Source organism: Streptomyces sp. YS-3, from assembly GCF_045257485.1.
GTDB lineage: Bacteria > Actinomycetota > Actinomycetes > Streptomycetales > Streptomycetaceae > Streptomyces.
This window is the reverse complement of the sequence record NZ_JBJHPC010000126.1, coordinates 1-14,518: the sequence shown is the minus strand read 5'-3', so window position 1 is coordinate 14,518 and position 14,518 is coordinate 1. Positions and strand designations below refer to the sequence as shown.

Here is a 14,518-nt window from a genome sequence, read left to right as displayed (position 1 = left end):
ACCCGTACCCCGCCGCAGCACTGACGGGCCGTCAACGAGCCGTTCCGCACCCGTTCCCCGCGCCTCCCACGACCCGGGCATATCCGGACGTACCGTGACGTCGTGCAGCGGTGCACCTTCCCGGGGCGGCCCCGGGCGTCGACAGGCCCCCTTGCGCGGCAGCAGCCCCAACAACCATGGTCCTTACCGAGGTTCGTGTAACGCCGCGCAGAAATCAGCTCCCTCTCTTCCCAGGAGACTCGATGAACGACGCAGCTCCGCAGAACCACGACATCAGCAGACGCTCCGTCCTGTGGACGGCGGGGGCCGCGGGCGCCGGGGTCGGTATGGGCGCCCTGGGCACGCACAGCGCCGCCGCGGCCGAGCAGGCCGCGCGGACCGGACAGCCGGTAGGGGCGACGGCCGCCGAGACACCCGCGCCCCGGCGACAGGGCCGGAGCATGATCGGGGTGCCGTTCCAGCGGCGGTCGACGGTCCGGGTGGGCCTGATCGGCCTCGGCAACCGCGGCGGCAGCATGATCGACCTCTACCTCGCCGTTCCCGGCGTGCGGGTCGTGGCGCTCTGCGACCCGGTGAAGGCGAAGGCGGAGAGCGCCGCGGCCAAGGTGACCGCCGCGGGGCAGCCCGCACCGGCCGTCTACGTCCACGGCGACCACGACTACGAACAGCTCCTCCAGCGGGGCGACATCGACTTCGTGCACATCGCCACGCCCTGGGACTCCCACTTCGAGATCACCAGGGCAGCCCTGCTGAACGGCGTGCACGCGGGCGTGGAGTGCCCGGCCTCGATGCACCTGGACCAGCTGTGGGAGCTGGTCGACCTCTCCGAACGCACCCGGCGCCACTGCATGCAGCTGGAGAACTGCTGTTACGGCAGGAACGAGATGCGGGTGCTGCGGATGGCGCACGCGGGCAAGTTCGGCGACCTGCTGCACGGCGCGGGCGCCTACATCCACGATCTGCGCGGCCTGATGTTCGACCCCGAGTACTACGAGGGCCCCTGGCGGCGGCTGTGGCACACCCGGCTGCGCGGCGACCTCTACCCCACGCACGGCTTCGGCCCGGTCGCCAACTACATGGACGTCAACCGCGGGGACCGCGTGGTGTCCATCGTCAGCATGGGCACCCCCGCGCTCGGCCTCGCCGAGTACCGCGAGGCCCATATGCCCCCGGGCGACCCGAGCTTCAAGGAGTCGTACATCGAGAGCGACCGGACGATCTCCCTCGTACAGACGGCCAGGGGCCGGGTGATCCGTCTGGAGCACGACGTGTCGACACCGCACCCCTACAGCCGCATCAACAGCCTCGGCGGCACCAAGGGCCTCTTCGAGGACTATCCGGAGCGGATCTACCTGGAGCCGGACCAGCACGACGACAACTGGGGCGACTTCTCCCGGTACACGGACTGGGACCACTGGCTCTGGAAGGAGCACGCCAACCCGCCCGGCGGGCACGGCGGCATGGACTACATGCTGGTGTTCCGGCTGATGCAGTGCATGCGCCTGGGACTCGTACCGGACTTCGACGTGTACGACGCGGCCACCTGGTCGGCGCCGGTGCCGCTGAGCAACCTCTCCCTCAAGGAGGGCAGCACGCCCCAGCGGATTCCCGATTTCACCCGCGGTGAGTGGCACCGCTCCCGCCCCGGCATGGACTCCGAGAAGCCCCCCGAGGCCTGAGCGGGCCGCGGGGCCCGCGCCCGGCGGCGAGCGCGGGCCCCGCACCCCTCGTCAGCAGCGCCGCAGATCCTCGGTGAGGGCGCCCTGAGCGGTCCTGACGCTGCGGTCGTAGCAGCCGTCGGGGCCCAGCAGCCGGTAGCGCTCGGCCGAGGTGCCCGTCGCGTGCCGCTGCTCGCGCGGCACGTTCAGGGTCCAGGAGGCGTCGCCCCGGTAGGTGTCGTCCAGGTGCGACCACGAGGCGGCCCGGCCCGCGCGCGGCGTGGCGGTGTCCGCGAGGTCCCCCAGGGTGATCACGGTCCGCAGCCGGTCGTCCGCGCCGATGGTGGTGGTGCCGTCCATCGTGTACGTACGGTGCACGCGCGCGGTGACGGCCGGCCCCCGCCCGTCCGTGGTCACCGCGGTGTCATCGGTCCACCTTCCCTTCAGGGCGTCGGTGTTCTCGCCCTCGGTCCAGCGGTGAACGGTGTCGGCGGCCACGCTTCGGGCGACCGTGGTGGTGACCCGGCCGTGCGAGGTGTCGAGGTAGCCGGCCGTGGTCAGCCGGTGGGCCGCCCGGGCGTCGAGGCGCGACTCGGTGCCGGGCGTGTAGGTGGTGGAGCCGGTGGGGGCGCTCTCCTCGTGCCGGGTGAGGGCGCCGGTGACGACCCGGCTGCCGTGGTCCTGCCACACCAGCACGTTGACCGGCGTCGACCAGCCGGCCTGTCCCTCGGGGACCCCGGCGACGGACACCTCCACCCGGTGCGCGCGGCCGTCGTCGAGCAAGGCCGCGTACGGCGTCAGGTCGTACTCCAGCGGCCGGACGTCGAAGGCGTGGGGCGCCGGGACGACGTACCAGAGGAAGGGGTTGGACCAGCCGCCGGTCCACACGTTCGGGAACGGCGAGGCTATTCCGGCGAGTTGGCCGTCGACCGTGATCCGCACCTCGCGGTTGGGTCCGGCGGGCGCCTTGCAGGAGTAGGGCGCGGGGTCCGGCACCGCCAGGTACCAGAACTCCTCGCAGCCGCCGCCCGAGCCCGTCGCGTACACCTCGGCGACGATCCGCTCGGAGTTGCGCGGGGTGGTCAGCGCGGTGCCGTCCAGCGGCAGCACCCGGTCCGGCGCGGCGGCGGGCCTCACCCTGCCCTCGGCGGCGTAGAACGTCAGCGTGACGTTGACGTCGATCACGCCGGTGTAGGTCTCGTCGACAACGTTGCCGATGAGCATCTCGACGGGCTGCGGGGAGCGGAAGGTGTCGCTGTACCGGGTGACGTCCTTCTCCACGTTCCAGGCGATGCCGTCCGGTGAGGGCTCGGGCGTGGAGGTCCGCAGCACCTCGACGCCGCCGACGTGGAGGTAGCCGAGCCGGTCGTACTGTCTGCCCTTGACCTTGCCGTCGAGCCGCAGCACGACCTTGCTCCAGCGCTCGCCGCAGCCCTTGGGGGGCGCGTAACTCCCCTTGTAGGGCGTGAAGTCGCGGAACTGCGCCTGCGCCAGGGTGACCTGGCAGCTGCGGGTGTGCGGGACGGCGACCGGCGGTGCGGCGGTGACCGGGTCGTGCCAGTCGGTGCCGAACTCGGCCGGGGGCTCCGCGGCGGGGGCGGCCGTCGCGGCCGGGCCCGCGCCGAGCAGCGCGCCGGCCGCGAGCACCATGCCGCCGATCATGGACATGATCCTGAGTGGTCTCATGCGTCAGGAGTGAAGCGCGAGTGCGTCCGCCACGCCAGGGGCGGGCCGCCGCTCTTGGCGCGTTCCGGCCGCCCGGGCGCGAAAATCGATTGCCCCGGGGCCTCGCGGAGGGCCAACCTTGCACGGTTTGAACCACTCTTTCCGATCCTTGGGACGTCATGCAGATTCGCGATCTTCCTTATACGGATCCAGGCGAACCGGACGTCCGCTCGGGTCCCCGCTTCCTGCTCTGGCTGGGCCTGGGCCAGCTCTCCGGGCAGCTCAAGTCGCTGGCCTGGGGGCTGCTGCACCAGTGCGGCATCGCCGGACTGCCGCTCGGCGTCGGCGTCGCCGTACAGGCCGTGATCGACCGCTCGGGGGCGCGGCTCGCGCTCGCGGGCGGCATCATCGCCGTGCTCGGCGTGGCCATCGCGGTGGGCGACACCATGCTGCACCGCACCGCGGTCACCAACTGGATCACGGCCGCCGCGCGCGTGCAGCAGCTCCTCGCGCGCAAGACCGCCGAGCTCGGCTCGCTGCTCACCCGCAGGGTCGCGGCGGGCGAGGTCGTCGCGGTCTCCACCGGCGACGTCGAGAAGATCGGCTGGTTCGTGGAGGCCCTGTCGCGGTTCGCCGCGGCAGCCGCCGCCCTGGTCATCATCTGTGTCGGTCTGGTGCTCTACCAGCCGGCGCTGGGCGTGGTGGTCGCCGTCGGCGTTCCCGTACTGGCCCTGGCCGTCCTGCCGTTGCTGCCGCCCGCCACCCGGCGGGCCGACGTCCAGCGCGAGAAGGCGGGCCGGGCGACCGAGCTGGCCTCGGACACCGTGGCCGGGCTGCGGGTGCTGCGCGGCATCGGGGGCGAGGAGCTCTTCCTCGCCCGTTACCGCGAGGCCTCCCAGGAGGTGCGCGGGGCCGCCGTGCGCAGCGCCCGGATGTGGTCGCTGATCTCGGCGGTCCAGGTGCTGCTGCCGGGCCTGCTGCTGATCGTGGTGGTCTGGTACGGGGCGGCGCTGGCCCGCGACGGCCGGATCGAGGTCGGTGAACTGGTCACCGTCTACAGCGCGGTGACGCTGATGCTGTACCCACTGCGCCACTTCGAGGAGATCGCCATGGCGTACTCCTTCTCCCGGCCCTCGGCCAGGCGCGCGGCCCGCGTGCTCGCCCTGAGCCGGGCCACGGACCCGTCCGGGACGGACACGGGGGTGCCGTCCCGGACGGAGGGGCCGTCGCGGACCGCCCCGGTCCCGTCCGGCGACCTGTACGACCCGGCGAGCGGGCTGCTCGCGCCCGAGGGCCGGTTCACGGCCGTGGTGTGCGGCGATCCGGACGCCGCCGGGCGGCTGGCCGAGCGGCTGGGCGGCCACACCGCCGAGGCGGGCGGTCTGCCGTCCGCGCTGCTCGGCCAAGTCGCGCTCGACGGGCTCCCGCTGGACACGGCACGGGCCGCCGTCCTCGTCCAGGACAAGGACCCAGTGCTGCTCTCCGGCACGCTCCACGAGCTTCTGGACGTGCCCGCGTCCGGGAAGGTCGCACCGGACGAGGCACTGGCCGCCGCCCAGTGCGACGACGTCCTCGACGCGCTGGCGCAGGCGTCGGTGGACAGCGACGGCGACCCGATGCGCACCCGGATCACCGAGCGCGGCCGGTCGCTCTCCGGTGGCCAGCGCCAGCGCCTGGCCCTGGCACGGTCGTTGGTGACCGACCCGGAGGTCCTGGTCCTGGACGAGCCGACCTCGGCGGTCGACTCGCACACCGAGTCACGGGTCGCGGGCGGCGTCAAGCGGCTGCGCGCGGGGCGTACGACGGTCGTGTTCTCGTCGTCGCCGCTGCTCCTGGACCTCGCGGACCGGGTGGTGCTCGTGCACGACGGCGAGGTCGCCGCGGTCGGCCTCCACCGCGAGCTGCTGCGCGGCGACGCCCGCTACCGCGCGGTGGTCACCCGGGAGACCGACGAGGAGACGAACGCACAGGACGCATGGGAGGAGACGGCATGATCGGCGTGACGCCACCCGTATACGACCCGGCGGCCCCGGAGTCGGCCGCCACGCTCCCCGTGGGCACCCCGGCGACCGTCCGGGCGTACGTACGCCATCTGCTGCGGCGCCACCGCAAGGCGTTCGCGCTCCTGGTGGGCGTCAACGCGGTCGCGGTGATCGCCTCGATGGTGGGTCCGTATCTGCTCGGCGGGGTCGTCGAGGACCTGTCCGACGACGTCCCGGACCTCCATCTGGGGCGCACGGCCGCGCTGTTCGCCGTCGCGCTCGTGGTCCAGACCGTGTTCGTCCGGCTGGTGCGGCTGCGCGGCGGGATGCTCGGCGAGGAGATGCTGGCCGATCTGCGCGAGGACTTCCTGGTGCGGTCGGTGGGGCTGCCGCCGGGCGTCCTGGAGCGCGCGGGCACCGGTGATCTGCTGTCGCGGATCACCACGGACATCGACCGGCTGGCCAACGCGATGCGCGAGGCCGTGCCGCAGCTGGCGATCGGCGTGGTGTGGGCGCTGCTGCTCATCGGCGCGCTCGGCGTCACCGCGCCGCCGCTGGCGCTCGCGGTGCTGATCGCGGTGCCGCTGCTGGTGGCGGGGTGCCGCTGGTACTTCAGGCGGGCGCCCTCGGCGTACCGCTCGGAGGCGGCCGGGTACGCGGCCGTCGCCGCCGTGCTCGCCGAGACCGTGGACGCGGGCCGGACCGTCGAGGCGCACCGCCTGGGCGAGCGCCGGATCGCCCTGTCCGAGCAGCGGATCAGCGAGTGGACGGCCTGGGAGCGGTACACGCTGTGGCTGCGGTCGGTGCTCTTCCCGGTCGTCAGCGCCACCCATATGACGATCATGCTCGCGGTGCTGATGATCGGCGGCTCGTTCGTGCTCCACGGCTGGCTCACGGTGGGGCAGCTCACCACGGGAGCACTGCTGGCCCAGATGCTGGTCGAGCCGGTCGGCCTCATCCTGCGCTGGTACGACGAGCTCCAGGTGGCCCAGGTCTCGCTGGCCCGGCTCGTCGGCGTCCGCGACATCGAGCCGGACGCGGGCGACGCCGGGCTGCGCCCGCGGGGCCGGGACGTCGAGGCGGACGAGGTGCGCTTCGGTTACCGCGAGGGCGTGGACGTCCTGCACCAGGTGTCCCTGTCGGTCGCCCCGGGCACCCGGGTGGCGCTGGTGGGCCCGTCCGGCGCGGGCAAGTCCACGCTCGGAAGGCTGCTCGCGGGCATCTACGCGCCGCGCGAGGGCCGGATCACGCTCGGCGAGGCCGAGCTGTCGCGGATGCCCGCGGAGCGGGTGCGCGAGCACGTGGCGCTGGTCAACCAGGAGCACCACGTCTTCGTGGGCTCGCTGCGGGACAACCTGCTGCTGGCCCGGACCGGCGCCGGGGACGCCGAGCTGTGGGCGGCCCTGGGGGCGGTGGACGCGGACGGCTGGGCGCGGGCGCTGGAGGACGGCCTGGCGACGGAGGTCGGCTCGGGCGGGTACGCCCTCACTCCGGCGCAGGCCCAGCAGATCGCGCTGGCCCGGCTCGTCCTGGCGGATCCGCACACCCTGGTCCTGGACGAGGCGACCTCGCTCCTGGACCCGCGCGCGGCACGCCACCTGGAGCGGTCGCTCGCCCGGGTGCTCGACGGCCGTACGGTCGTGGCGATCGCCCACCGGCTGCACACCGCGCACGACGCGGACGTGATCGCGGTGGTCGAGAACGGCCGCATCAGCGAGCTGGGCAGCCATGACGCCCTGGTCGAGGCGGACGGGGCGTACGCGGCGCTGTGGCGGTCCTGGCACGGGTGAGACCGAGCCTGCCGGCCGGGGCGGGCGAGCCCGAGGGCGTACGGGCGGCGGTGGCGGGCTCAGATGAAGTTGAGCGCCCCCGCCGCCCCCACCCCGCCGAGCACCATGAACGCGGGCATCAGCACCTTCAGCTCCACCCAGCTCCCGGCCCGGAACCGCATCATCTTGGGCGGGCCCACCGGGTACCAGCGCTTGCGGCCCACCGGGATCGGCCACAGGACCGGGCAGCCGGAGACGGTCAGCGCGTCCCCGATGTCGTGGACCAGCGCGCCCAGCACGATCGGCAGGCCCAGCCACAGGTACTCCTGGCCGGAGCCGGTGAAGAGCCAGTGCGAGCCGTTGCCGGGCTTGTCGAGGACCCCGGCCATGATCCAGGCGCCGGCCGCGCCCAGCAGCCACACCAGGACGTCGCTGGACATCCGGGCGGCCCGCCACAGCAGGCCCTCCACGGCGAGCACCACATGGACGAAGAGGATGCCGAGCACCGCCCAGCGCCCGCCGAAGACGGCCGCGGCCGAGGCGCCCGCCCCGATCAGCACGGCCCACAGCCAGGTGTGGGTGAGCGTGCGGTGGCCGCCGTTGCGGCGCGGGTCGCCGGGTCCCCTGGTCGCCTGGTAGACGGCGTGCGAGAGGTCGTCGACGATGCCGCACAGGGCCCGGGAGACCGGTCCGAAGGCGCGCGAGATGGTCGCGGACTTGTGGTCGAGGTCGGGCGCGAGCGCCGCCCCGGCACTGATCAGCGCGCCGACGACGAGGACCGGCCAGGGCATGGCGTGTCCCGTGGCCGCCGCGGCGGCCCCCACCCCCAGCCAGGCTGCCGCTCCTGACAGTGAGTGCGCAGGTCCCATCATGACCGTGCCCCGCCCCATTTCCTGTTGTCCCGTGGCCCAGTTGGCCCGTCAGCCTATCGTTCATGATCTTCTTGCCTCGCCGCCGGTTCCCTCTCACGGGGAGAAGCCAGGCAAGATGGGGTCGTGACCCTTATCGATCAGCTGCCGCCGAGTGCCGACCCCGACGCCCTCTTCGAGGCCTTCTCCACCTGGGCCGAGGAGCGGGGCATCTCCCTGTACCCGGCCCAGGAGGAGGCGCTGATCGAGGTGGTCTCGGGCGCGAACGTGATCCTCTCCACCCCCACCGGCTCCGGAAAGAGCCTGGTGGCGGCGGGTGCGCACTTCGCGGCGCTGGCCCGGGACGAGGTCACGTTCTACACCGCGCCGATCAAGGCGCTGGTCTCGGAGAAGTTCTTCGACCTCTGCAAGCTCTTCGGTACCGAGAACGTCGGCATGCTGACCGGCGACGCCTCCGTGAACGCCGACGCCCCGGTCATCTGCTGCACCGCCGAGGTCCTCGCCTCCATCGCGCTGCGCGACGGCAGGCACGCCGACATCGGCCAGGTCGTGATGGACGAGTTCCACTTCTACGCCGAGGCGGACCGCGGCTGGGCCTGGCAGATCCCGATCCTGGAACTGCCCCAGGCCCAGTTCGTCCTGATGTCGGCGACGCTCGGCGACGTCTCGATGTTCGAGAAGGACCTGACCCGGCGCACCGGCCGTCAGACCGCGGTGGTCCGCTCGGCGACCCGCCCGGTACCGCTCTCGTACGAGTACGTCACCACGCCGATCACCGAGACGCTGACCGAGCTCCTGGAGACGAAGCAGTCGCCCGTCTACATCGTGCACTTCACCCAGGCCCAGGCGGTGGAGCGGGCGCAGTCGCTGATGAGCATCAACATGTGCACCCGCGAGGAGAAGGACGCGATCGCGGAGCTGATCGGCCACTTCCGCTTCACCACCAAGTTCGGCCAGAACCTCTCCCGCTATGTGCGCCACGGCATCGGTGTGCACCACGCGGGCATGCTGCCCAAGTACCGGCGCCTGGTCGAGAAGCTGGCGCAGGCGGGTCTGCTGAAGGTGATCTGCGGGACGGACACCCTGGGTGTCGGCGTCAACGTGCCCATCCGCACCGTGCTGTTCACCGCGCTCACCAAGTACGACGGCAACCGGGTGCGCACCCTGCGCGCCCGCGAGTTCCACCAGATCGCGGGCCGGGCCGGGCGGGCCGGGTTCGACACCGCGGGGTTCGTGGTCGCCCAGGCGCCCGAGCACGTCATCGAGAACGAGAAGGCCCTCGCCAAGGCGGGCGACGACCCGAAGAAGCGCCGCAAGGTGGTCCGCAAGAAGGCCCCCGAGGGCTTCGTGGCCTGGTCGGACGCCACCTTCGAGAAGCTGATCGCGGCCGAGCCCGAGCCGCTGACCTCGCGCTTCAGGGTCACCAACATCATGCTGCTCTCGGTGATCGCCCGGCCGGGCAACGCCTTCGCGGCGATGCGCCATCTGCTGGAGGACAACCACGAGCCGCGCAAGGCGCAGCTGCGGCACATCCGCCGGGCCATCGCCATCTACCGCTCGCTGCTCGACGGCGGTGTGGTGGAGCAGCTGGACACCCCGGACGCCGAGGGCCGCACCATCCGGCTCACCGTCGATCTCCAGCAGGACTTCGCGCTGAACCAGCCGCTGTCCACGTTCGCGCTCGCGGCCTTCGACCTGCTGGACCCGGAGTCGCCCTCGTACGCGCTGGACATGGTCTCCGTCGTCGAGTCCACGCTCGACGACCCGCGCCAGATCCTCGCCGCCATGCAGAACAAGGCGCGCGGCGAGGCCGTCGGGCAGATGAAGGCGGACGGGATCGAGTACGAGGAGCGCATGGAGCGGCTCCAGGACATCTCGTACCCGAAGCCGCTGGAAGAGCTGCTGTGGCACGCGTACAACGTCTACAAGAAGTCACACCCGTGGGTGGGCGACCACCCGGTCTCGCCGAAGTCCGTCATCCGTGACATGTACGAACGGGCGCTGACCTTCACCGAGTTCACCTCCTGGTACGAGCTGGCGCGCACCGAGGGGATCGTCCTGCGCTATCTGGCGAGCGCGTACAAGGCGCTCGACCACACCATCCCGGACGACCTGAAGACCGAGGACCTGGAGGATCTGATCGCCTGGCTCGGGGAGATGGTCCGCCAGGTCGACTCCAGTCTGCTCGACGAGTGGGAGCAGCTGGCCAACCCGGAGATCGAGACCGCCGAGCAGGCCCAGGAGAAGGCCGACGAGGTCAAGCCGGTCACGGCCAACGCCCGCGCCTTCCGTGTGCTGGTGCGCAACGCGATGTTCCGCCGGGTGGAGCTGGCCGCGCTCGACAACGTGGACGCGCTCGGCGAGATGGACGCCGAGTCCGGCTGGGACGCGGACGCCTGGGGCGGGGCGATGGACAAGTACTGGGACGAGTACGAGGACCTGGGCACCGGCCCGGACGCGCGTGGGCCGAAGCTGCTGGCGATCGAGGAGGACCCGGCGCACGGCCTGTGGCGCGTCCGCCAGACCTTCGCCGACCCCAACGGCGACCACGGCTGGGGCATCAGCGCGGAGGTCGACCTCGCGGCCTCCGACGAAGAGGGCCGCGCGGTGGTGCGCGTCACCGACGTGGGCGAGCTCTGACCTCCTTCGTTCCGGAAAGGACCGCGACGACATGACCAACCCCGCCGAGAGACTCGTCGATCTGCTCGACCTGGAGCAGATCGAGGTCGACATCTTCCGTGGCCGCAGCCCCGAGGAGTCCCTGCAACGGGTCTTCGGCGGGCAGGTGGCCGGCCAGGCGCTGGTGGCGGCCGGGCGCACCACGGACGGCGAGCGCCCGGTGCACTCGCTGCACGCCTACTTCCTGCGCCCCGGCCGCCCCGGGGTGCCGATCGTCTACCAGGTCGAGCGGGTGCGGGACGGCCGGTCGTTCACCACCCGCCGGGTCACCGCGGTCCAGCAGGGCCGCACGATCTTCAATCTGACGGCCTCCTTCCACCAGCCCGAGCAGGGCAGCATCGAGCACCAGCTGCCGCCGCGGCTGGACTTCCCCGAGCCGGAGTCGCTGCCCACCGTCGCCGACGAGATCCGCGAGCACCTGGGCGTGCTGCCGGAGGCCCTGGAGCGCATGGCACGCCGTCAGCCCTTCGACATCCGGTACGTGGACCGGCTGCGCTGGACACCGCGGGAGATCAAGGACGCGGACCCGCGCAGCGCTGTGTGGATGCGCGCGGTCGGCCCGCTGGGCGACGACCCGCTGGTGCACACCTGCGCGCTCACCTACGCGTCCGACATGACGCTGCTCGACGCGGTCCGCATCCCGGTGGAGCCCCTGTGGGGCCCGCGGGGCTTCGACATGGCCTCGCTGGACCACGCCATGTGGTTCCACCGGCCGTTCCGGACCGACGAGTGGTTCCTGTACGACCAGGAGTCCCCCATCGCGACCGGCGGCCGGGGCCTGGCCCGCGGTCGCATCTACGACCGTGCGGGCCGGCTGCTGGTGTCCGTGGTCCAGGAGGGCCTGTTCCGCCCGCTGCCGGCCCGCGACTGACCCGTCCCACCCCCGTTACGAGGAGTTGGCTGATGAGCCTGTACGACATCCCGCTGCGCACCCTGACCGGCGAGCCCACCTCGCTGGCCGACTACAAGGGCAAGGCGGTGCTGGTCGTGAACGTGGCGTCCAAGTGCGGTCTGACCCCGCAGTACGCCGGTCTGGAGCGCCTCCAGGCGCGGTACGGCGAGCGCGGCTTCACCGTGCTCGGTGTGCCCTGCAACCAGTTCGGCGCCCAGGAGCCCGGCAGCGCGGAGGAGATCCGGACGTTCTGCTCGGCGACGTACGGGGTGACGTTCCCGCTGCTGGAGAAGACCGACGTCAACGGCGACGGCCGCCACCCGCTGTACGCCCGCCTCACCGAGGTCGCGGACGCGCAGGGCGAGGCCGGTGACATCCAGTGGAACTTCGAGAAGTTCCTGATCTCCCCGGCCGGCGAGGTGGTCTCCCGGATCCGTCCGGCCACCGAGCCGGAGGCCCCCGAGGTCGTGGCGGCCATCGAGGCCCAGCTGCCGGTCTGAGCAAGGGGCACGGCCAGAAAAACGATACGGCTCCGTTCCCGCCACACGGGAACGGAGCCGGCTCTGTGGCGGCAGCAAGCTAGCGGATCGGCATGCCGGACAGGGTGCGGGCGATCACCAGGCGCTGGATCTCGCTGGTGCCCTCGAAGATCGTGTAGATGGCGGCGTCCCGGTGCATGCGCTCCACCGGGTACTCCCGGGTGTAGCCGTTGCCACCGAGGATCTGGATCGCCTGCGCGGTGACCTTCTTGGCGGTCTCGCTCGCGAACAGCTTGGACATCGAGCCCTCGGCGGAGGTGAAGGGCCGGCCCGCCGTGGCCATCCAGGAGGCGCGCCACACCAGGAGACGGGCGGCGTCGATCTGCGTCCGCATGTCGGCGAGCTGGAAGGCGACGCCCTGGTTGTCGATGATCGGGCGGCCGAACTGCTCGCGGCCCATGGCGTATTCGAGCGCGTAGTCGTACGCGGCGCGGGCGGTGCCGACCGCCATGGCGCCGACGGCCGGGCGGGAGGCCTCGAAGGTGGCCATGGCGGCGTTCTTCACGCTCCCCCAGCTACCGCTGGGAGGTGCCCCCACACCGCCGCCCGCCTTCGCCTTCTCGCGGGCCCGGGCCAGGCGCTCGTCCAGCTTCTCCTTGCCGCCCAGCAGGCAGTGGCCGGGGACGCGCACGTCCTCCAGGACGACCTCGGCGGTGTGCGAGGCGCGGATGCCGTGCTTCTTGAACTTCTGGCCCTGGGACAGGCCGGGGGTGTCCGGCGGCACGATGAAGGAGGCGTGCCCCTTGGAGCCGAGCCCGGGGTCGACGACCGCCACGACCACGTGGACGTTGGCGATGCCGCCGTTGGTGGCCCAGGTCTTGGTGCCGTTGAGCACCCACTCGTCCTTGGCCTCGTCGTAGACGGCCCTGGTCCGCATCGAGGCGACGTCGGAGCCCGCGTCCGGCTCGGAGGAGCAGAAGGCGGCGACCTTCACATCGTCCACGTCGCCGTACATCTGGGGAATCCAGGTGCCGATCTGCTCCTCGGTTCCGTTGGCGAGGACGCCGACGGCGGCGAGGCCCGTCCCGACGATCGACAGGGCGATGCCGGCGTCGCCCCAGAACAGCTCCTCCATGGCGACCGGGATGCCGAGACCGGTCGGGTCGAAGAACTGTTGGGCATAGAAGTCCAGGGAGTAGATTCCCACCTTGGCGGCTTCCTGGATCACCGGCCAGGGGGTCTCCTCGCGCTCGTCCCACTCCGCGGCGGCGGGGCGGACGACATCCTTCGCGAACCCGTGCAGCCAGTCCCTGACCTGCTTCTGGTCGTCGTTGAGCTCCATAGTGAACTCAGCCATGTCCCCTCCACCACTTCCCGTGCCACAGACAAGCGTTACTTGCGGTAACGGCAGTATGTTACTCGTCGGTAGGGCATGTCAACCGGAGAACGGCCGCTCAGCGCGGGACCTGGCCGGGGTGTTACGTTGCGCAGGCATTCCGGATGGCGGAACAGGCGCCGACGGAACCGGGAAAGACGCAGTACGAGTACGGGCGGGGAGACGAAGCCATGGAGACCACACACCAGGCCGAACAGCAGCGGACGTCGGCCGAGAGCCGTCGGCGGGAACTGCTGGAGGCGGCGGACCGGGTGGTGCTCCGGGACGGCCCCAAGGCGTCGATGAACGCGATCGCCGCGGAGGCGGGGATCACCAAGCCGATCCTCTACCGGCACTTCGGGGACAAGGGCGGGCTCTACCGTGCCCTCGCGCAGCGCCACACCGACGCACTGCTCGCGGCGCTGCGGGCGGCCCTGGACGCGCCCGCCGGACGCCGTGAGCGGGTCGAGGCGACGCTGGAGACGTATCTGGTGGCGATCGAGGCACGGCCGCAGGTGTACCGCTTCCTGATGCACCCCGCGGAGGACAGCGGCGGCGAGCAGCCCGGCTTCGACGTGGGCCGCCACTCCGCGCCGCTGCTGCGGCGGATGGGCGAGGAGCTGGGCGTGGTGATAGCCGAGCGGATCGGCCTCGGGCCGGGGAGCGAGGCGCTGGCGCGGGTGTGGGGCCACGGGATCGTCGGCATGATGCACGCGGCGGGCGACTGGTGGCTGGGCGAACGGCCCTGCTCGCGGGCGGAGTTGGTGCGGGGCCTGGCGGACCTGCTGTGGGGCCGCCTGGCCGCGGCGGCGGACCGGGCCGGAGGCCCGGGGTTCTAGCCCCTCCCCAGCGGGACCCCGCCGGAGGCGGTTGCAGGTGCGGTGGCCGGAGTTGCCAAGGGGCGCGGGGAACTGCGCGACCGGCCACCCACCGGCCCGCAGACGACCACCGGCCCCTGAAGGGGCGCGGGGAACTGCGCGACCAGCCACCCACGGCCCGCAGACGAACACCGGACCCCAAAGGGGCGCGGGGAACTGCGCGACTAGACCCCACCACCCGCGGACGCACACCCCCCCAGGGCTCAGGGCAACGCGCGCGGCGGGAACTGCTGGAGGCGGCGGACCGGGTGGTGCTCCGGGACGGCCCCAAG

10 protein-coding genes are annotated in these 14,518 nt (G+C 72.2%); 7 read left to right on the top strand and 3 right to left on the bottom strand.

Annotation, left to right across the window (positions count from 1 at the left end):
* The first annotated feature begins 242 nt into the window (after positions 1-242).
* Positions 243-1,679: a Gfo/Idh/MocA family protein gene (locus ACJA3G_RS13685; RefSeq protein WP_406553224.1), complete on the top strand. Its 1,437-nt coding sequence runs from the start codon at positions 243-245 to the stop codon at positions 1,677-1,679.
* A 51-nt stretch (positions 1,680-1,730) separates the two neighbouring features.
* Here ACJA3G_RS13685 and ACJA3G_RS13680 read toward each other — a convergent pair whose 3' ends face one another.
* A complete protein-coding gene (locus tag ACJA3G_RS13680) occupies positions 1,731-3,344 on the bottom strand; it encodes a peptide-N4-asparagine amidase (protein ID WP_406553223.1) in 1,614 nt (537 codons plus the stop codon).
* Between the two features lie 158 nt (positions 3,345-3,502).
* Between ACJA3G_RS13680 and ACJA3G_RS13675 the strand changes: the two genes are divergently transcribed.
* Both ACJA3G_RS13675 and ACJA3G_RS13670 read left to right on the top strand, forming a co-directional pair.
* Positions 3,503-5,317, top strand: coding sequence for an ABC transporter transmembrane domain-containing protein (locus ACJA3G_RS13675; RefSeq protein WP_406553222.1), 1,815 nt, complete (start codon positions 3,503-3,505; stop codon positions 5,315-5,317).
* Complete coding sequence (locus ACJA3G_RS13670; protein ID WP_406553221.1) at positions 5,314-7,095, top strand: ABC transporter ATP-binding protein; 1,782 nt, start codon at positions 5,314-5,316, stop codon at positions 7,093-7,095. Before ACJA3G_RS13675 ends, ACJA3G_RS13670 begins: the two co-directional genes overlap by 4 nt.
* A 59-nt stretch (positions 7,096-7,154) precedes the next feature.
* On the opposite strand, the gene ACJA3G_RS13665 is transcribed toward ACJA3G_RS13670, so the two are convergent.
* A complete protein-coding gene (locus tag ACJA3G_RS13665) occupies positions 7,155-7,946 on the bottom strand; it encodes a metal-dependent hydrolase (protein WP_406553220.1) in 792 nt (263 codons plus the stop codon).
* Between the two features lie 123 nt (positions 7,947-8,069).
* Between ACJA3G_RS13665 and ACJA3G_RS13660 the strand changes: the two genes are divergently transcribed.
* From ACJA3G_RS13660 to ACJA3G_RS13650, 3 genes are read left to right on the top strand one after another with little or no spacing between them, the layout of a single operon-like run.
* Positions 8,070-10,583 carry a DEAD/DEAH box helicase gene (locus ACJA3G_RS13660; RefSeq protein WP_406553219.1) on the top strand — a complete coding sequence of 838 codons (2,514 nt, stop codon included), beginning with the start codon at positions 8,070-8,072 and terminating at the stop codon, positions 10,581-10,583.
* 31 nt (positions 10,584-10,614) lie between these two features.
* A complete protein-coding gene (locus ACJA3G_RS13655; protein WP_406553218.1) occupies positions 10,615-11,493 on the top strand; it encodes an acyl-CoA thioesterase in 879 nt (292 codons plus the stop codon).
* 32 nt (positions 11,494-11,525) lie between these two features.
* Positions 11,526-12,014, top strand: a complete 489-nt coding sequence (locus ACJA3G_RS13650) for a glutathione peroxidase (RefSeq protein ID WP_406553217.1) — start codon at positions 11,526-11,528, stop codon at positions 12,012-12,014.
* Between the two features lie 79 nt (positions 12,015-12,093).
* On the opposite strand, the gene ACJA3G_RS13645 is transcribed toward ACJA3G_RS13650, so the two are convergent.
* Positions 12,094-13,350, bottom strand: coding sequence for an acyl-CoA dehydrogenase family protein (locus ACJA3G_RS13645; RefSeq protein ID WP_406553216.1), 1,257 nt, complete (start codon positions 13,348-13,350; stop codon positions 12,094-12,096).
* Positions 13,351-13,559: 209 nt separating this feature from the next.
* Here ACJA3G_RS13645 and ACJA3G_RS13640 point away from each other — a divergent pair, with 209 nt between their 5' ends.
* The gene (locus ACJA3G_RS13640; protein ID WP_406553215.1) at positions 13,560-14,207 is read left to right on the top strand and encodes a TetR family transcriptional regulator; all 648 of its coding nucleotides are present in this window, start codon (positions 13,560-13,562) and stop codon (positions 14,205-14,207) included.
* Positions 14,208-14,518: the final 311 nt, after the last annotated feature.